Genomic DNA, 18,784 nt, shown 5'->3' with positions numbered 1-18,784 from the left:
ATCTTGGGGTGTTGTCAATCGTTTATACGCTTTCCACACCACCCACAGTTTTATCAGAACACCTCGAAAGCAAAAAATTATTCTGGAAGCAGTTCTCTGGTGACCGCATCACCTAATAAACGTCCCTGAAGAGTCAGCCCCACAACACCGCGTTTAAGTTGCTCATCATCAATAAGTCCCTGATTTTGTAGCCACCGAAGCTTCCGGTCGAGAGTTTCAGTACCGTGTATATTCGCTAAGACCTCATAAGGGATACCATCGACAGTACGGAGCTCCAACATCACCTTTTCAAAAAACTGTGTCTTGTGATCAAGAATTTCACGAGCTGCTGCCGGTGAATCTCCTTGCCGAAGACGATGCGCATAGGTTACGGGATGTTTAACATTCCACCAGCGTGTACCAGCAATATGAGAATGCGCTCCAGGACCGATTCCCCACCAATCTTGGTTACGCCAATACGAATAGTTATGAGTACTCCGATACTGTGGAGCTTTAGCATAGTTTGACACTTCATACCAATGGTATCCCGCTTCTGTAAGCAGTTCTTCTGCTAACAGATACATATCTGCCATGAGATCTTCATCTGGCATATGATACTTTCCGCGACGAATCTGAGCAGCAAGTTTTGTGCCATCTTCAACAATGAGCGAATACGCAGAAATATGGTCAGGTTCGTAACTAATCGCAGCTTCTACAGAACGTCTCCACTGTTCAAGTGTCTCCCCCGGTGAACCATAAATTAAATCAACAGAAGTCTGTAACCCCTCCTGAGAAGCCCACGAAACAACTTTCGGTACATTCTCTGGAGTATGGGTTCGTTCAAGTACTGAAAGAACTTCAGGGACAACTGACTGCATACCAATCGAAACGCGTGTGAATCCACCAGCTGCAAGCACGCTTAAATCTTTTTCTAATACAGAGTCAGGGTTAGCTTCAGTAGTGACCTCTGCATCTGGGGATAACCCAAAAAGTTCGATGGCATGATGTAGTATTCTGACGAGATCTGCTGAGGGTAATTTTGTGGGTGTTCCTCCCCCAAAAAATACCGTATTCATAGTTCGTTCAGGAACACCAGAACGTTTCAAGACCTGCTGAGCAAAGTCTAACTCTGCTATAGCGTCGTTTGCATACGTAGCTAAACCGACACCTTGCCCAAAATCTTCAGTAGCGTAGGTGTTAAAGTCACAATAGCCACATCGGATAGAGCAGAAAGGTACGTGAACGTACAGACTAAACTCTTGTTCTTGACTAGCTGCGGCAGAATCAGCGGGTATCATCCCATCGCTAGGAGCAGGAATACCTAAAGGCTGCGCCGGAGGGGTCACTTCTTAGACTTGTCCTTAGCTTCTTCAGTTGATGATAGAGCCGCAATGAAAGCCTCTTGAGGAACTTCTACTCGACCGACCATCTTCATACGTTTCTTACCCTCTTTTTGTTTCTCCAAAAGTTTACGCTTACGAGAAATATCGCCACCATAGCATTTGGAGAGAACATCCTTACGGATAGCACGAATATTCTCGCGAGCAATAATGCGAGAGCCAATAGCCGCTTGAATCGGCACCTCGAATTGTTGACGAGGGATGAGAGTACGTAGTTTTCCTGTCATCATCACACCATAAGAATATGCCTTATCACGGTGAGTGATAGCAGAGAAAGCATCTACTTTTTCGCCCTGTAAGAGAATGTCTACCTTAACCAAGTCAGCTTCTTCTTCACCATCAAATTTCCAGTCAAGGGAAGCGTAACCACGGGTACGTGATTTGAGCTGGTCGAAGAAGTCAAAAACAATTTCTGCAAGAGGGATACGGTATCGTAGCTCAACACGATCTTGAGATAGATAATCCATTCCACCCATGATGCCACGTCGTGACTGGCAAAGTTCCATAATCGCGCCGATAAATTCACTGGGTGCAATGATAGTACAAGCAACCATCGGCTCTTTGATGAGGGCGACTTTTCCTTCAGGGAACTCACTAGGGTTCGTGACTCGTCGAGAAGTTCCTGACTCATCAACCACATCGTAGATAACGTTAGGTGCGGTAGAGATGAGATCTAAGTTAAATTCTCGTTCTAGACGTTCACGCACAATTTCAAGGTGCAGAAGACCTAAGAACCCGCAACGGAAACCAAAACCTAATGCAGCTGAGGTCTCTGGTTCATATACTAATGCTGCGTCATTGAGCTTCAGCTTGTCGAGAGCGTCTCGAAGGGCAGGATAGTCAGAGCCGTCGATAGGGAATAACCCTGAAAAGACCATCGGTTTAGGATCTTCATACCCTCCAAGAGATTCCTCTGCTGGATGATGAGAAGACGTAACGGTATCACCAACGCGAGACTGGCGTACATCTTTCACACCGGTAATAAGATACCCAACTTCCCCGACTCCAAGACCTTTCGACGGAATAGGTTCGGGAGAGATAACACCAATTTCTAATAAGTCGTGTTCCGCGCCGGTAGACATCATCTTGATTTTTTGACGAGGGCTTAGCTGTCCGTCCACAACGCGAACATAGGTGACGACGCCGCGGTAAGAATCGTAAACCGAATCAAAAATCATGGCGCGTGCCGGTGCCTCAGCAGAGCCTTGAGGGGCAGGAATCAGCTCAACAATGCGGTCAAGGAGTTCTTCCACACCTTCACCGGTTTTACCAGAGACTCTTAAGACATCTTCTGGTTCAACACCAATAAGATTTGCCAGCTCCTCAGCATACTTGTCAGGCATTGCCGCCGGTAAATCAATTTTATTGAGGACTGGAATAATGGTTAGCTCATTTTCCATCGCTAAATATAGATTAGCGAGAGTCTGAGCTTCAATTCCTTGAGCCGCATCAACAAGTAGTAATGCGCCTTCGCATGCTGCTAAGGAACGAGAGACCTCATATGTAAAGTCAACGTGGCCGGGAGTGTCAATCATATTCAAAGCATAGGCTGTACCATCAACCTCCCACGGCATGCGCACAGCCTGCGATTTAATGGTGATTCCACGTTCGCGTTCAATGTCCATGCGGTCAAGGTACTGCGCTTTCATGTCGCGCGGTGTAACAACGCCGGTCGCTTGAAGCATGCGGTCAGCCAACGTAGATTTCCCGTGATCAATATGAGCGATAATACAGAAATTGCGGATAATTTCTGGTGACGTTGCCGCGGGAACGGGAGCGTTGGCAGCTAGAGGTGACACGTAGGGCATTCCTTTCAGCCGCAGAAACCTGCGAATAATGTGATCATCAAGTATCTAGTTTCCCATGTTTTCTGTTTTTCTGCTGTCTAAGACGTGGTAAACAGTGAAGATAATGGCGGTAATCTCGATAACAAGCAGACAATAATGCTCAAAACAGTTATGTTAAGGGAATGAAGTTTAATATTTCAACGGTGCGCCGTATTATCAGTCTTGCTCAAAGAGCATACCGAGAGTTCCAAAAAATTCAGCAAGGATCAGCGGACTCTGCACCCCGCAGAAGCTCCGATAGCGGTACAACCCGTCGTGAAGATTTTGCAGCTCGCTACCCTGGTGATTATCGTGGCCCTGTACATTTTGAATATTCTCCCCACCTTGACGGAGAGCCAGACCCCGGTGAAGTGGTGTGGACGTGGGTGCCTTATGAAGAAGACCATACTCAAGGAAAAGACCGCCCTGTTCTTCTTATTGGACGAGACGGACAATATTTACTGGCCTTGATGCTGACGAGTAAAGATCATACAAACTCAACTCACCGAGACCGAAATTATATGGATATTGGGGCAGGGTCTTGGGATAAAAGTGGCCGCCCATCTGAAGTGAAACTCGATCGAATCATTCGGGTAAGTCCTGCAGATATGCGTCGAGAGGGAGCCGTGATGGATAAAGCGACTTTTGACCGTATTCATCAGGCACTAGCTCGCCGTGGTGCGTGAGAGGATTCTCAAACAACACGGTAATTGTGGGGAATAACTCTGCTGACTCTGCTGTAAGTTTCTGCTAGAGTTTTCTATGTGTGTCCGATGGTCATCGGGCACTGCTGATCGGTTGCCATAGGCATCCCCACGCCGCTCAGTCGATGATCGATCAGCGTAGCCCTCACCGACCAATTAGACAAAAAGAAAGTTTTAATCGTGGCTAATATCAAGTCCCAGAAAAAGCGCATCCTCACCAACGAGAAGGCTCGCCTTCGTAACAACGCTTACAAGTCCGAGCTTAAGACCGCTATCCGCAAGGTTAACGAAGCTGTTGAGGCGCAGAACGTAGAAGAAGCAACTGCTGCACTTCGTTTTGCAAGTCGCAAACTGGACAAGGCTGTTTCTAAGGGCGTTCTTCACAAGAAGACCGCTGCTAACAAGAAATCAGGTCTTGCTGTACGAGTAAATAAGCTTTCCTAATTTCACTTATCGTCCCTTGGTGCGGTAACTGTCTATTAGCGAAGTGATGGGTAGTCCCCGGTAAGTTAACTTACCGGGGACTACCCATATCTATGTCCCTTTGGAACTACTATGAACGACTCATCGTAAGAATCGCTTTTTCAAGAGCAAATAAGGGGTCTGTACCCTCCCCTTTAAGCTGAGCATCAACTTCTGCTAAAACACGAAAAATCTCAGCTAAATCTTGCTCCGAAAAACGCCGTGAATCGCGTTGAGCTTGTTCAACCTGCCACGGCGCCATTTTCAACTCTGAAGCTAGAACGGTAGTATTCCCGCGGCTCCCATAAACTTTAGCAATATGACGCATACGAGCAGCTAAAGCCCCAACAAGAGGAATAGGGTCAACACCTGTTGCTAAAGCATGACGTAAAAGAGTCAATGCTAACCTACTATTACCAGAAACCACTGCATCAGAGACTTTAAACGCTGTGACCTCTGTTCTTCCCCCATAATATTGATGGACTAGTTCTTCTGTCACAACATCAGGCGCATCACTCATCAGCTGAGAACACGCAGAAGCTAACTCTGCGGTATCAGCACCAGTAGCAGCCACCAGTAGCTGAATAGCTTTAGCATCGATAGTTTTTCGATGATCTTTAAACTCCTGAGAGACAAACTCTAACTTCTCACGATCTGTCTTAAGCGGTTTACACTCAACGAAGGGAAAAGACTCTGAGGAACGGAAAAAATCAACCAACTTCTTCCCCCTGCTGTTCGAAGCATTATGAGACAACACCATAGCTATATGCTGCTCAGGATGTTGAAGATAAGCCATCACATCATGAAGAAAATCCTCACTCATCGAAGAAAGCTGATCTACTTCAATAATCTTTGAGGTACTAAATAACGATGGGCTAGAGGCCGCAGCAAGTTCCCCTCTTCGATAATCCTTGGCAGAAATCTCTACACGATCAGCTTCTGGATAGCGTTCCATAAACTGTGCACGAATCCGTGTCTTTGCACGCGAAATAAAATATTCTTCACTACCCCATAACAACGTAACTGGCGCCAACTGAACTGAACGCCACGACAATGCAGAACTAGTAGAAGATGAACGAGACTTCCTCGCCATAAGATGTGCCTTTCAACGCGACCAAGAGATAAACCCTATTTTCTCATAGAAACCCTAAAGAACTTTTCTTTGGACAACATCACGCAAAATGAAATACCAGTTAGCACCATAACAACACCGGCCACAACTATCACGCTCAGACTACCAGAAGGAACCGCTATTGAACTGAACGGCAAACGTGTAATACCTCGTGCAATCAACACTAATATATGGGCAGGATACCAACCTACCTGTAGCAAAATATCAACCATCCAAAACCATTGACACCACGAACAACATAAGACACACAACCCCACAACACTTAGCGGAAGAACACAAACACTAGCAAGCATATTTGCAAGAACCGTATACGGAGTAATCGTCTGCGTCATAAGAACAAGCACTGGTGCACACCATAACGAAGCTGATAAAGGAATCGCTAAAAGCTCCGACAACCATAACGGAAAATACGACGAAAAAATATCTACCAAAACTGGTGCAAATACTATGAGCGCCCCTGAAGAGATGACAGAAAGAGAAAACCCTACGCTCATCGCCAACTCAGGAGAATACACTAATAGAACAATGACACTCAACGACAAGAGATGCAACGGGTATTTTATGCTACCCCGTAACACGGTATAAGCGCCGAGAGCACCCATCACCCACGCTCTCAGTACCGAATCCTCCCAACCAACAACGCCAGCATAAAAGAACGTCACCATAGAGGCGCAGAAAATACCATAAGAACGGCTAACCCTAAAATACGTTAAAAATCGATAAAACAATACAAAAATAAAAGCAATATTTGCACCAGATACAGCGGTTAGATGTGTTAACCCCGAAACTCGAAACTCCTGCCGGTTCTGAGACGGAAGCTGGCTATCATCACCATACCCTAGCCCTAAAATCAATGCACTCTCCGCAGCACCTACCGTACCTGAGGCATACTGTGCCACCTGTTCTTTAACCCTTTTAACAGGAGAAGACACAGGCTCCGATAACGGATACACCTTAGCTGAATTTAACCGAAACTGAAATATAGAGCTTTCTGGAACACCAATAACCTTCACAAAAGTCCCCTCCTCAAGGCGCTCTGAGGAGAAAAACATCAGGGGAAGATTCAACACCTGAGGCTGCTTTAAAGAAGGGGCAAAAACCTTTTCAGCATGAAAATACACAGCATAACGGTGAGAAGATACCTGCGAAGAACGTTGGACACTCCCCCAAAAACGTGTAGAACCACCCTCAACTTGCTCAAGAACATGAACAGAACTTGTAATATCCCTGGCAGACAAATTCAATCCCTGACAGCAAACCGCTAAAAACACACTACACAGCGTCAAACATACTGGGAAAAGTACCCTCAAATATGGTGATACAAGAAATAGCCCGCATACAACACAACATGCCACGCCCCCGCATACAACAAGAACATCACCTGATAACCCAAAACCTGCATAGCTGATTAACGTATAAACCCAGATACACAGTGCAACCAAAACTAAACGAACATCATGATATGAAGAAACAATACGTTCAGTCGACGCCATCATTAAACTCGCACTAAAGGCCGAAGACGTTCAAGAAGTGCTGGACCAATACCCGAAACACTCTCTAACTCATCAACATCACGAAAACCTCCATGAGCCTGACGAAACTCAATAATTTTTTGTGCCGTCGCGGGACCTACCCGAGGAAGAGTTTCTAACTCCTGAGCAGAAGCAGTATTAATATTAACCAATGAACCAACAACATCACCTGTTTGATGATTCTGCGGAGAAACCCCTTGAACAGCATCAACGGCCTGTCCCTGAAAAAGAACACGTACCTGCTGACCATCCGTTATCTTTGACGCCAAATTAATAGAATCTGGATCGGCATCATCTACCAGTCCTTGCGCTGCTGAAATAGCATCAGCAACACGACTTTGATCAGGAAGCTCATAAAGTCCCGGAGACTTCACCGCACCCACAACATGAACCCACACAGAAGGAGCAGACCCCGAAGAGTGAACACTAGCTAAAGGTTCCTCCACAGAAGAATACACCTCAGAAGAAGAAACTTCTTTTTCATCAATAGATGACTCATGACGTGAAGAGGAAAAGAACGCCAGTACACTACATACCGCTAAAACAATGCATAAAAAAATGGCAACGGCCCATGGTATCTTCCAGCGTATCACCCGATGCCTATACCGCTCTTGACTATCAACCTCAGGCTCACCTATATCCTCATATAAGCTCGCAGATCGTTCCCTACCATCAATATGACGAGCACGATAAAGACGATACGCAGGGGCATCATCTAACGAACACCGATCCGTATCAGAAGATAAATATTGAGAGGACACATCAGAAAAACTTTTCATAGACCTGAGTCTAAAAAAGCGCACAAAAAAACATCAATCTCACGAAAAAATGTGGATAAATCTCTACTCTAATCTACTCGTGCACAGGGTATGGTGCACCCTGAGAATCACTAATACACCACAACCGCCAACGCCCCAAGCCCTGCATGAGCAGCAAGAACCGTCGGCAACGGAGTAAAAAAATCAGGATGAATACGATAAGAAGAAGCCCAACGTCGGGCCTCCAACTCCTGCGCACAATAATGAACAGCAACAATACGACCACGAGGAGAAGGTGTTGCTACTTGCTCCAGCTGATACTGTTCAGCCCCTTTACAGACAGAACGCTCAGACACCACCTCTGCTAGCAGGGACTGCGCTCGCTCCAACGAACGAGGACGATGAAGATACATCAGCTTCCCCTCACGAATAGTTCCTACTGGACGAATCTGCAACATTTGTCCTACTCGTGCAAGCGCTGGATGAACTCTTCCACCGCGGCGTAACGCGTCAAGAGTTGGCACGTAGAAAAAGATATCCGTATTTTCAAGCATTTCCACCGCTACTTGAGATAACTCAGCAGCATCGAAACCTTGCGAAATCATCGTGTGCAGATATGAGACAACATGGCCTAGAGCCATACCCACAGTCTGAGAATCAACGACATACACAGGGATTGGACTATGTGTAGCAGCTGTACAAGCAAAAGAATAAGCGCTCGAAAGATGTCGAGACAGATGTAGGGAAAGAATAGCCTCGTAACCTTGAGCTGCGAAACTCTCATAGACACTCCGGAAACGTTCTGGAGAAGGAGCTGAGGTATGTACTTTTTGCCCTAAAACATGAGCAAGAACTACGGCTTCTTGTTCTTCTAAAGAAGGTTCAGCTGACTTTACAAACTTCTCAGAAACTAACTGATCATCGATAAAGACGTCTAAGGGAATCATCGCAAAACCGCCAGAATCTACGAGATGACAAAGAGTACTTTTATCTAAAGCAGCTGAGGAATCCGTCACAACAGCAATACGGCGCACCATTCTTCTCCTACCTCCCTAGAACTTAAAAACATATGTGGGTGTGAAAGTCATACTTCCACACCCACATACATAACTCTACTAGGCGGTTACGATGTTGACGAGTTTAGGTGCTCGAACAATCACTTTAACAACCTGAGAATCGCCGATAAGACGTTGAATCGTCTCCGAGTTCAAGGCTTTTTGCTCTAGCTCTTCTTCACTAATTTGTGGAGAAACCTCAAAACGGTCTTTGACCTTACCTTTAATCTGTACGATAGCAGTCACCATTTCATCAGCAAATAATGACTCATCGACCTGTGGCCAACCAGCAGTCAGTACAGGAGCGTCATGACCTAGAATATGCCACATATCTTCTGCGGTATATGGTGCATACAAAGAAAGCAAAATAGCAATAACTTCAGCTGCTTCGCGAACTGCAGGATCAGCCGGTCCCGTACCAGAGTCAATGACCTTACGTGTCGCATTCACCAATTCCATGGTTTTTGCGACCATGACGTTAAATTTACCGCTTTCGATATTTTCGGTAGCATCACGAACCGTGCGGTGTACAAAGTACCGCAGATTCTTATCTCCATTCTGATAATCGACGTCAGGTTCTGAAGTAACGTCTGCGGCAATACGCCATGCACGAGCCAAGAACTTCTGTGCACCACCGGGAGATACATCAGACCAGTCAATATCATCTTCTGGTGGAGAGGCAAAAACCATAGTTGTGCGAATAGCGTCAACACCGAAAGTATCGAGCTGTTCACCGAGGTTCACACCATTACCCAAAGACTTAGACATAGCTTTACCACGGTTGAGGACCTGTCCTTGATTCATCAAAGAGGCAAAAGGCTCATCAAAATCAATCATGCCCAAATCGCGAATGACCTTGGTGAAGAAACGAGCATATAGTAGATGCAAAATTGCGTGCTCCACACCACCGATATACATATCAACTGAGCCCCACTGCTGGACAGCTTCTTTGTTGAACGGTGCTTGGTCTTCATCTGGTGAGAGGTAACGGAGGAAATACCACGAAGAATCCACGAAGGTATCCATCGTGTCAGAGTCACGTTTAGCGCTCTTTCCACATTGTGGGCAGTCTACAGTATTCCATTGTTCGGCTGCTGCTAGAGGAGATTGACCTTTAGGAGCGAGTTCATCACCCTTGAGGTCTTCTGGTAGACGAACAGGAAGCTGATCCTCAGGGACAAGAACTTCTCCACAATCATCGCAATGAATAATAGGAATAGGAGTGCCCCAGAAACGTTGACGAGATAGCAACCAGTCACGTAGACGGTAAATAACTTTACCTTCACCTGTTCCAGCAGCCTCAATCATCTCGATAGCTTTCTTGATGGCTTCGGTTTTATCAAGTCCCGTGAGTTCACCAGAATTGATAAGTTTCCCGTTGCCGGTGGTAGCAACACCTGAAATAGCTGGGTCTTCTTCCCCAGTATCTACCACCGTTACGATAGGAAGATCAAAGGCCTTCGCGAATTCGAGGTCACGCTGATCGTGAGCTGGAACAGCCATAATTGCGCCGGTTCCATAATCTGCAAGAACATAATCGGAAGCCCAAATAGGAAGTTTCTCTCCGGTTAGCGGGTTAAACGCGTATCGTCCGGTAAAGATACCACTTTTCTCGTTCTCTGTAGACTGACGATCAATGTCAGAAAAAGCTTTAATCTTTTCACGGTATTCTTCGAGGGCTTCTTTCTGGTCTTCTGCAATGATTTCTAGAGCAAGCTCTGAATCTGCAGCAACAACGAAGAAGGTCGCACCGTATAGAGTATCTGGACGAGTGCTGAAAACAGTAATGGAGGTTTTATCTTTTCCTCCGCCTGCTTCAACATCAAAACGAATCTCTGCACCTTCAGAGCGCCCAATCCAGTTTTTTTGCATTGCCAAAACACGATCTGGCCAATGACCTCTGATTTGTTCCATATCGTCCAGAAGCTCTTGAGCATAATCAGTAATCTTGAAATACCACTGATTTAGAGACTTCTTGGTGACTTCAGATTTACAACGTTCGCATGCGCCATCAACGACCTGCTCATTTGCGAGAACAGTCTGGTCTTTGGGGCACCAATTCACCTGTGAGAACTTACGATAGGCAAGTCCTTTACGATAAAACTGTTGGAACAGCCATTGAGTCCAACGGTAGTATTCGGGGTCTGAGGTGTGGATGCGTCGGCTCCAGTCCACCATAATACCGTAGCGTTTAAAAGACTCAGCCTGAGTCTCAATGTTCTTATATGTCCATTCACGTGGGTGGGTATTGTTCTTGATAGCAGCATTTTCTGCTGGCAGACCAAAAGAGTCCCAACCAATAGGGTGAAATACTTCAAACCCCTTCTGTTTCCAATAACGAGAAGTGACATCGCCAACAGCAAAAGCTTCTGCGTGCCCCATATGAAGGTCACCAGAAGGATAGGGGAACATATCGAGGACATACCGTTTTTCTCGGTTTTCATCACCTGTTAGGTTAAAAATCTTAGTTTCTTCCCAATAGGGTTGCCATTTTTGCTCAATAGCGCGGAAGTCATACGACTTTTCCGTGTTTTTAGTAGCTTTCACCTCAGCTGACACAGCGATTTCCTTTGGTTGTTGAACGTCGGTACGATGAGCTTCAATGTGCTGTGTGTTATGCACATGCGACAAAACTTTAAATGCTCTTAGACTTATTTGTCTTTAGTCTATCGTGAAAACACCTTATAGATGACCAGCCCATCAGTTAATGTTGCCATAGTCTTAAAGGTACAAGAATTTTAAGAGCATACTAACCAGAAAGCGACATCGTACTCATGGGTGTAACCGAACAGAATATTTTTGAAGTTCCTCCCACCTCCTACCCCCATGGGACAGCCCAACACCTCACCATCAATGGACTATCTACCTGGTACTGGGAATACGGAAACCCCGAAGGGGAACCTCTACTGTTAATCCACGGTTTTAGAGGCGACCACCACGGACTAGAACTTATCGGCTCATATCTGTCTGAATACCGCATTATTATCCCTGACCTACCAGGATTCGGCAGAACAGAACCCTTCCCTTCTGACCAACACAACATAGACGCTTACGGACAATGGCTACATGCTCTAATACTTACACTCAGCAATGAACATCGCTCTATCTACCTTGTCGGGCATAGTTTCGGTTCCATTATTTGTAGCTATACAGCATCCACCTACCCACAACACATCAAAAAGCTATCGCTCATTAACCCCATCAGCCAATATCCGCTCAAAAGCTCTGCTCAATTGCTCACCCTCGCGGTTCAAGGATATTACTGGCTAGGTGCGCACCTTCCTCCAATCTTTGGCTTGCCTTTATTACGTTCAAAAAGTATCACACGCGTCATGAGCGAAATCATGATGAAAACAAAGAATCCACTCCTACGATCTTTTATCAATACTCAACATCGTCTCTATTTTGGTTCTTTTGCATCCGCCCAAAGTGTGTATGAAGCCTACCAAATCTCAACACAGCACACTGCCGCAGAATATATTGCTCAGGTACCCATTCCCGTACACATGGTAGTTGCAGAAAAAGATGACCTAGGTACACTCGAAACACAACAAGAGATGTACCAGAAAATACGTCGAGGGAAAATGGACATTATCCCCGAAGTTGGTCACCTGATTCATTACGAGACACCCCGATACGCTGCACAACTCATTCGGAGTTTTATCATGGAAGAGAGCGCATGAGACTCATTATTGACGCCCGCTATACCCGATACGGCTTTCACGATGGTATTAGTCGCTACACTGCATCGTTACTGGAAGCGCTCAAAAAACTTCACGATGAACAGCACCCCCTCTGCGCTGACCTTGAGATTATCATGGCTATTAGTGACATCAGGCAGCTTAAAATGCTCCCTGATATGGACTATATCCTCGTCTCATCTCCCACCAATATTCGTGAGCCATTTATCGCAAGAACACTTAATAAATATCATCCAGACGTTGTTTTCTCACCCATGCAAACTATTGGAAGTTGGGGCAAAAAATTTCATCTAATCCTCACCTTGCACGACCTCATCTACTACGAACACCCAACTCCCCCAAGCTTTTTACCGCGTCCTATCCAATGGGGATGGAGACTTTTCCACCGCTCTTACACACCACAACGTTTGCTCCTCAACCGTGCCGACGCTGTGGCAACCGTTTCTCAGACAAGTGCCCAGCTGATTCGACAACACCACCTCACCAAAAAACCCTTACACATTATTCCTAATGCTGCTGCTACCGGCAGTATTGTCAGCGAAGAACAAGCCCAAGACCGTATCGCGCACCGTCAAAAAACTCTCCTCTATATGGGCTCTTTTATGGAATATAAAAATGTTGAAACTCTCATGATAGCCATGAAAGACTTACCAGAGTACCGGCTATTGTTGCTTTCTCGTATCAGCGAACAACGTCAGCAAGAACTACACCAATACGTGACCGATAACATCGAGTTTTGCTATGGAGTCAGTGACGAAGAATATCAACAACTTTTAGCTACAAGCACCGCATTGCTCACAGCCTCTCGAGCAGAAGGATACGGACTACCTGTTGTTGAAGCTCAAGCACAAGGATGCCCCGTCGTCATCAGCGATATCGATATATTCCACGAAATTGCCCCTCACGGATTACACTGCAACCCAGAAGACCCCCAAGCATTTGTACAAGCTATTAGAACTTTAGAAAATACCGCACACTATCAGCAGGTGGTTCGCGAAGGACTACGCGATGCACAACGATTTTCATGGAAAGAATCAGCGCTACAACTTCTTAACGTCGCCACCAATATGACACGAGCTAATACCTAGAAAATATCAAGACCATCGCAACGAATCTGTACCGGCTCAGCTTGACGTATGGACTGCGAAGCACGCGTCGTTCGTAGATGATGAGTAACTTCTGGAGCAATACCAAAACTAAAGAAAAGAATGGTTCGATACTGGTTGGACTCTTCATCTTCCTCAGACCAGTAAAGACTATGGTCGCAGACTTCCAAAGGCCCACGAACAATTACTTCATCCGGTAAAGATAGTGAAGAAACAAAAGACTCTACCGCTCGTTGAGTACCTGTAATAGCTGCTGTACGGACAGCAGGCGGTAAAGAAAGCTCTTGACGCTCTGAAAGTTCTCGAAGCGCAAAAGCCGGTGAATCCCAACGAACTAAAGATTCTAAAGCCCACGACTGAGAAGCCGTACAAATCACGGTGCCCCCCTCCGCAGCAGACCGAACCAACGCAGACGCGTTGAACCAAGAACGCAAAGCAACTTCTGGAGCACGCAAAGAATCTCGGTGTAACATCGAATCTGCATCAAGCAATAAAGCGGCACTATAACCACCTTCTGCCACAGGCTCTGCACCAGATGTTGCAATCACAAGTGCAGCAGAAGAACCTACCGAACTGCGGACATGATCTCCGCCTGAAGAAATAATCGGAACGCCGGGGAAAGCCCTTCCTAGTTCTTCTGCCGTACGTAAAACCCCTTTAGCGCTGCTTCGCCACGACTGAGAGCCACATTCAGGGCAACACCATTGCTGGATAAGGCGCCCACACCAAGTACAATTTGGTATAGATTCAGAAGACGTTACTGAAACACTGCCACGGCATTCTGGGCACCGAACTGGCATTCTACAACGCTGACATGATAACGACGGAATATATCCAGAACGCGCAACTTGAACTAATACGGGGCCTCTTTTCAATGCTGCACGAGCAGTTTCAAAAGCAAGATGAGGAATACGAGCCTTAGCCGCTAAAGGATCACGTGCTAGCTGATAGTCATCTCCTACCGGTACAACCCGCGGAGCATGAGCACGCACTATCTCACGATGGGCACCCAAGAAACTAGCCCATCGTGTGCGAACTAATCGAGCAGACTCACTACTGAGACAATAACTAGCAAAAAGAGCTGCACACTGTTCTTGAATTGCTCTCAACGTCAAAACATCACGCACATGACAATATGGGGCACGTTGTTCTATATGGTTAGCATCGCCATCGTCCCAACACACAACTAGTCCGAGCCGATGAACGGGAGCATAAGCTGCCGAACGTGTGCCAATGACTAAAGAAACTTCACCAGAACGTACTTTAAGAAAAGAGCGATACCGCTCTGAGGGTTTATCGTGCGCCGTAAGACGGACAAAGCTCTCTTCATCTATATACTCTAAAAGTGCGTGGGTTAAACGTTCTAAAGATTTTTTATCAGGGACAACAGCTAAAGCGCCTTGCCCCGATGCAATAGTATTAACTAGAGCAACAGCAAGAATGTCTTCCCAAGCTGCTGAGGCGGTGGGCAACGTATTCATCACTGCCCGTGTAGGTACAGCAGAACTGGTATCATCGAGGAATTCTAGTCCCCCGTCATAAGGCTCAAAAAGAGCAGTGTTGAGTTCTTTTTTAAGATGGATAGAAGGTGCTTGAGAACGAAAGAACTCTGGAGATTGTGCAAGAAATTTCTCTTCCACACCAACTACTCGTGTTGGAATTGCTAAACGTAAAACATGCGGAAGAATATTTGCATAACGATCAGCAAGAGTTTCTGCCAGTTGAAAAATCTCTGGCGATACTAAAGAAACAGGCGAAATAATCTGATCGATATATCGCATGCTGCCGTCATATTCACTGCTATCTTGACGAGATTTAATGTATCCCATCATGTTCTGCCCGTTGAACTGAACTTTGACTTTTACTCCCGGTTGAGCGCTATCAGCTAAAGATTCAGGAACTAAATAGTCAAATGCGCGGTCAAGATGCGGGACGTCTGTTTCTAGTATCACCCGCGCAACAGGGAACTGCTGAGCAAGAGGATGTTCTTGCCTCAGCATATTGGTGATATTGAGGGTCCCCGCAAACAAATCTGTTTGCAAGGACCCTGCAGAAGAAACGTTCGTCATAGAACCTAGTATATTTAGAGATTTGCTGCGGCGCGTAGTTCTTCTACGCGGTTTGTTCTCTCCCACGTAAAAGTTTCTTCTTCACGGCCGAAATGCCCGTGAGCTGCCGTCTTCGCATAAATTGGGCGGCGAAGCTCCAAATCACGAATAATAGCTAAAGGACGTAAATCAAAGACTTCGCGAATAGCCTGTTCAATGATGACGGGATTCACTTTTTCAGTTCCAAAAGTCTCAACATACAGTCCGACAGGAGAAGCTTTACCAATTGCATAAGCAACCTGAACCTCTGCACGATCAGCAAGTCCGGCAGCAACAACATTCTTTGCTACCCAACGCATAGCGTATGCGGCAGAACGATCAACTTTTGACGGATCCTTACCGGAGAACGCCCCTCCACCATGTCGGGCAAATCCCCCATAGGTGTCAACAATAATTTTTCGTCCGGTAAGTCCCGCGTCACCTACTGGGCCGCCCTGAACGAACTGTCCAGCAGGGTTGATAATAATTTTGGCCTGAGAACTGTCAAAATCAAGATCTTGCAGTACCGGCGAAATGACGTGTTGACGGATATCAGCTTCAAGCTCAGCTAAATCATAGTCTTTAGTGTGCTGTGTAGACACAACAACAGTATCTACTGAAACGGGAGTATTTCCGTCATATCCGAGAGTAACTTGAGTTTTTCCATCAGGGCGTAAACGTTCAAGAGTTCCATTTTTACGTACAGCCGTAAGCTGTTCAGACAATCGATGTGCAACCCAAATTGGCGCGGGCATGAGGACTTCAGTTTCGTTTGATGCGTACCCAAACATGATGCCTTGGTCTCCAGCACCTTGACGGTCTAGTTCATCTTCAGAACCGGTACGGGTTTCTAGAGAATGATAAACACCAGCATTGATATCAGGAGACTGTTCACCAATAGATACCGACACACCGCAGAACTCACCATCAAAACCGTGGGTGGAAGAGTTATATCCAATATCAAGGATGGTCTTACGTACGATAGAGGGAATATCGACGTACCCCGTAGTTGTGACCTCGCCGGCAACATGCACTTGGCCGGTGGTTACCATAGTTTCAACAGCCACGTTTGCATGAGGGTCTTCGGTGAGAAGAGCGTCAAGAATTGCGTCTGAAATCTGGTCACAAATTTTATCAGGGTGACCTTCAGTAACAGACTCGCTGGTAAATAAACGAAGATGAGAAGGATGAGAATTCACGTATTTACTCTACTTAGTTAGACGGGATAAAAGAAAAATATTAATTTTTGTGCACATATTGCGCTATATGGAGTAATAAGGCTTGAGCAACGTCTTCTTTTGAGCCACTCACCTCAATGGCAGTAGCTAAATCTTGTGAGAGTAGCGTCACCGTATTGGTGTCGGTACCAAAGCCAACTGTCTTTCCTACCTGATTGATTGCAAGATAGTCGCACCCTTTTCTTTGTAGCTTTTCACGACCGAGCTCTAGCACAGTCTTTTCTTGGCTACCCGTTTCGGCGGCAAAACCAACAATAATCTTCGGCGCTTGAGGATCAGAGCGCTCTTTTCGCTGAACCATCTCACGCAGAATATCAGGATTTCTGACAAGCTCTATCGTCGGGGCTTCGTCGTCATTCGCCGTTTTCTTAATTTTGTATTCTGCATAATGCGCTGGACGAAAATCAGCAACTGCAGCCGCCATGATGAGAGCATACGCTCCCTCACTATGGTGATGAACTGCTTGGCGTAGTTCTTCAGTTGTTGAAACGTCAACGCGCTCTACAGTAGAGGGAACGGGCACTTGTAGATGGGCACCAATAAGAGTAACCCGTGCACCGAGAGAATGAGCTACTCGTGCCAAAGCTACGCCTTGTTTACCAGAAGAGCGATTACCTAAGAAACGTACCGGGTCTAAAGGCTCTCGAGTTCCACCTGCAGTAATCACAATGTGTTTTCCGGTAAAGGGTTGGTTGCCTGTACCGTCTGGAACATTGCGGTTGAGAACATTGAGGGCTTGTTCAAAAATATCTTCAGGTTCTGGCATTCTGCCAATACCTGAGTCTTTTCCCGTGAGCCGTCCAATTGCTGGTTCAATAACGTGGTAACCGTATTCTTGAAGTTTTCGAACATTGTGCACGGTTGCAGGATGTTCCCACATCTGGGTATGCATTGCTGGAGCAAGAATCACTGGGGCGTGGGTGGTAAGTACTGTTGCGCTAAGAAGATCATCAGCGCGACCAGAAGCTAACCGTGAGAGAAGATCTGCTGTAGCAGGTGCAATCACAATACCGTCAGCATCTTCTGCTTGCTTGACATGGTTTACTTCAGGTACTCGCTCAAAAACAGAAGTTGCTACAGGGTTGCCGCTGAGAGCTTCAAAAGTTGCTTTACCTACAAAGTTTAGGGCAGTTTCTGTGGGCATCGCGATGACTTCATGCCCTGCTTTTGAAAAAAGACGAAGGAGGGACGTGGCTTTATACGCCGCGATGCCTCCTCCGATGCCGATAACTATACGCATAGTGCGCTCTTCTTGACAGAAGCCGAAAACCTTATTCGGAGTCTTCGGCGTCTACGTATTCTACGATAGGTGCTGATTCAGAGTATTCTTCAGTGTAGAACCCTCCGGTCAAGAAAGCTGAAGGAGCTTCCTCAGGGATGAGATCACCGTTTTCATCGAAGGTTCCCTCGTTAACGTGACGAGCTTCAATTAGGCCTTCGTTAATTTCGCGCATTGCAACAGAAAGTGACTTCTCGTTAGGTTCACTATCGACGAGAGGACCTACGTGGTCGAAAAGGTTTTCGTGCATCTGAGAGTAGTATGCGTTAATCTGGCGGGCACGACGAGCGCCAAAAATCACCAGACCATACTTAGACTCTGCTTTTTCAAGTAGCTCATCTGCGCTAGGGTTGATGATTCCTTCTTCATTGTGTGCGTTAGCCACGAATACTCCCATAAGATTGACAACCAGCAAGCTTCGTAGAGAGAAACTTGCCTAAGACAAAAAATAAGTATATCTAAAAGCCCGATAAATTGCACTCTACGATAAAAAATATTATGAGGGGTGAGAATCTTCAGTGCAAA

The 18,784-nt window shown here is 46.1% G+C and carries 15 protein-coding genes; 4 read left to right on the top strand and 11 right to left on the bottom strand.

The genetic code is table 11. The features are described from left to right. Positions 1-77: 77 nt before the first annotated feature. Positions 78-1,277, bottom strand: a complete 1,200-nt coding sequence (gene hemW / locus ACN08Z_RS06675) for a radical SAM family heme chaperone HemW (protein WP_419103780.1) — start codon at positions 1,275-1,277, stop codon at positions 78-80. Between the two features lie 44 nt (positions 1,278-1,321). Then, positions 1,322-3,178 carry a translation elongation factor 4 gene (gene lepA, locus ACN08Z_RS06670; protein ID WP_419103775.1) on the bottom strand — a complete coding sequence of 619 codons (1,857 nt, stop codon included), beginning with the start codon at positions 3,176-3,178 and terminating at the stop codon, positions 1,322-1,324. A 170-nt stretch (positions 3,179-3,348) separates the two neighbouring features. Between lepA and ACN08Z_RS06665 the strand changes: the two genes are divergently transcribed. Together ACN08Z_RS06665 and rpsT are read left to right on the top strand one after the other, a co-directional pair. Continuing rightward, entirely contained in the window at positions 3,349-3,891 is a 543-nt protein-coding gene (locus ACN08Z_RS06665) for a type II toxin-antitoxin system PemK/MazF family toxin (protein WP_419103774.1), read from the top strand. 198 nt (positions 3,892-4,089) lie between these two features. Continuing rightward, complete coding sequence (gene rpsT / locus ACN08Z_RS06660) at positions 4,090-4,353, top strand: 30S ribosomal protein S20 (RefSeq protein WP_419101688.1); 264 nt, start codon at positions 4,090-4,092, stop codon at positions 4,351-4,353. Between the two features lie 109 nt (positions 4,354-4,462). Here rpsT and holA read toward each other — a convergent pair whose 3' ends face one another. The 5 genes from holA to leuS form a co-directional block, all read right to left on the bottom strand. Then, positions 4,463-5,464, bottom strand: coding sequence for a DNA polymerase III subunit delta (gene holA / locus ACN08Z_RS06655; protein ID WP_419103773.1), 1,002 nt, complete (start codon positions 5,462-5,464; stop codon positions 4,463-4,465). Between the two features lie 35 nt (positions 5,465-5,499). After that, on the bottom strand, positions 5,500-6,741 hold the full coding sequence (locus ACN08Z_RS06650; protein ID WP_419103772.1) for a ComEC/Rec2 family competence protein: 1,242 nt from the start codon (positions 6,739-6,741) through the stop codon (positions 5,500-5,502). 257 nt (positions 6,742-6,998) lie between these two features. Beyond that, the gene (locus ACN08Z_RS06645) at positions 6,999-7,796 is read right to left on the bottom strand and encodes a helix-hairpin-helix domain-containing protein (RefSeq protein WP_419103771.1); all 798 of its coding nucleotides are present in this window, start codon (positions 7,794-7,796) and stop codon (positions 6,999-7,001) included. A 128-nt stretch (positions 7,797-7,924) separates the two neighbouring features. After that, positions 7,925-8,830, bottom strand: a complete 906-nt coding sequence (locus tag ACN08Z_RS06640; RefSeq protein ID WP_419103770.1) for a DegV family protein — start codon at positions 8,828-8,830, stop codon at positions 7,925-7,927. A gap of 78 nt (positions 8,831-8,908) precedes the next feature. Next, positions 8,909-11,452: a leucine--tRNA ligase gene (leuS, locus tag ACN08Z_RS06635; protein WP_419103779.1), complete on the bottom strand. Its 2,544-nt coding sequence runs from the start codon at positions 11,450-11,452 to the stop codon at positions 8,909-8,911. Positions 11,453-11,622: 170 nt separating this feature from the next. Here leuS and ACN08Z_RS06630 point away from each other — a divergent pair, with 170 nt between their 5' ends. Both ACN08Z_RS06630 and ACN08Z_RS06625 read left to right on the top strand, forming a co-directional pair. Beyond that, entirely contained in the window at positions 11,623-12,531 is a 909-nt protein-coding gene (locus ACN08Z_RS06630; RefSeq protein ID WP_419103769.1) for an alpha/beta fold hydrolase, read from the top strand. Beyond that, positions 12,528-13,637, top strand: coding sequence for a glycosyltransferase family 4 protein (locus tag ACN08Z_RS06625; RefSeq protein WP_419103768.1), 1,110 nt, complete (start codon positions 12,528-12,530; stop codon positions 13,635-13,637). Before ACN08Z_RS06630 ends, ACN08Z_RS06625 begins: the two co-directional genes overlap by 4 nt. On the opposite strand, the gene ACN08Z_RS06620 is transcribed toward ACN08Z_RS06625, so the two are convergent. The 4 genes from ACN08Z_RS06620 to rpoZ are packed head-to-tail and all read right to left on the bottom strand — an operon-like array spanning position 13,634 to position 18,656. Continuing rightward, positions 13,634-15,724, bottom strand: coding sequence for a primosomal protein N' (locus ACN08Z_RS06620; RefSeq protein ID WP_419103767.1), 2,091 nt, complete (start codon positions 15,722-15,724; stop codon positions 13,634-13,636). The genes ACN08Z_RS06625 and ACN08Z_RS06620 overlap by 4 nt on opposite strands. A 14-nt stretch (positions 15,725-15,738) precedes the next feature. Continuing rightward, positions 15,739-16,941: a methionine adenosyltransferase gene (metK, locus tag ACN08Z_RS06615; protein ID WP_419103766.1), complete on the bottom strand. Its 1,203-nt coding sequence runs from the start codon at positions 16,939-16,941 to the stop codon at positions 15,739-15,741. Between the two features lie 40 nt (positions 16,942-16,981). Further along, positions 16,982-18,220, bottom strand: coding sequence for a bifunctional phosphopantothenoylcysteine decarboxylase/phosphopantothenate--cysteine ligase CoaBC (coaBC, locus tag ACN08Z_RS06610; RefSeq protein WP_419103765.1), 1,239 nt, complete (start codon positions 18,218-18,220; stop codon positions 16,982-16,984). 31 nt (positions 18,221-18,251) lie between these two features. Next, on the bottom strand, positions 18,252-18,656 hold the full coding sequence (gene rpoZ / locus ACN08Z_RS06605) for a DNA-directed RNA polymerase subunit omega (protein WP_419103764.1): 405 nt from the start codon (positions 18,654-18,656) through the stop codon (positions 18,252-18,254). Positions 18,657-18,784 lie beyond the last annotated feature (128 nt).

It is taken from the genome of Rothia sp. P7181, from assembly GCF_048513015.1.
GTDB lineage: Bacteria > Actinomycetota > Actinomycetes > Actinomycetales > Micrococcaceae > Rothia.
Note: the sequence above shows the minus strand (reverse complement) of the source record. Positions and strands in the feature narration are given on the sequence as shown.

Bases quoted from the DNA above. Each gene is read 5' to 3' on its own strand.
- hemW (WP_419103780.1), bottom strand. From the start codon at position 1,277: ATGATACCCGCTGATTCTGCCGCAGCTAGTCAAGAACAAGAGTTTAGT.
- ACN08Z_RS06665 (WP_419103774.1), top strand. From the start codon at position 3,349: ATGAAGTTTAATATTTCAACGGTGCGCCGTATTATCAGTCTTGCTCAA.
- holA (WP_419103773.1), bottom strand. From the start codon at position 5,464: ATGGCGAGGAAGTCTCGTTCATCTTCTACTAGTTCTGCATTGTCGTGG.
- ACN08Z_RS06640 (WP_419103770.1), bottom strand. From the start codon at position 8,830: ATGGTGCGCCGTATTGCTGTTGTGACGGATTCCTCAGCTGCTTTAGAT.
- ACN08Z_RS06630 (WP_419103769.1), top strand. From the start codon at position 11,623: ATGGGTGTAACCGAACAGAATATTTTTGAAGTTCCTCCCACCTCCTAC.
- ACN08Z_RS06625 (WP_419103768.1), top strand. From the start codon at position 12,528: ATGAGACTCATTATTGACGCCCGCTATACCCGATACGGCTTTCACGAT.
- ACN08Z_RS06620 (WP_419103767.1), bottom strand. From the start codon at position 15,724: ATGACGAACGTTTCTTCTGCAGGGTCCTTGCAAACAGATTTGTTTGCG.
- coaBC (WP_419103765.1), bottom strand. From the start codon at position 18,220: ATGCGTATAGTTATCGGCATCGGAGGAGGCATCGCGGCGTATAAAGCC.
- rpoZ (WP_419103764.1), bottom strand. From the start codon at position 18,656: ATGGGAGTATTCGTGGCTAACGCACACAATGAAGAAGGAATCATCAAC.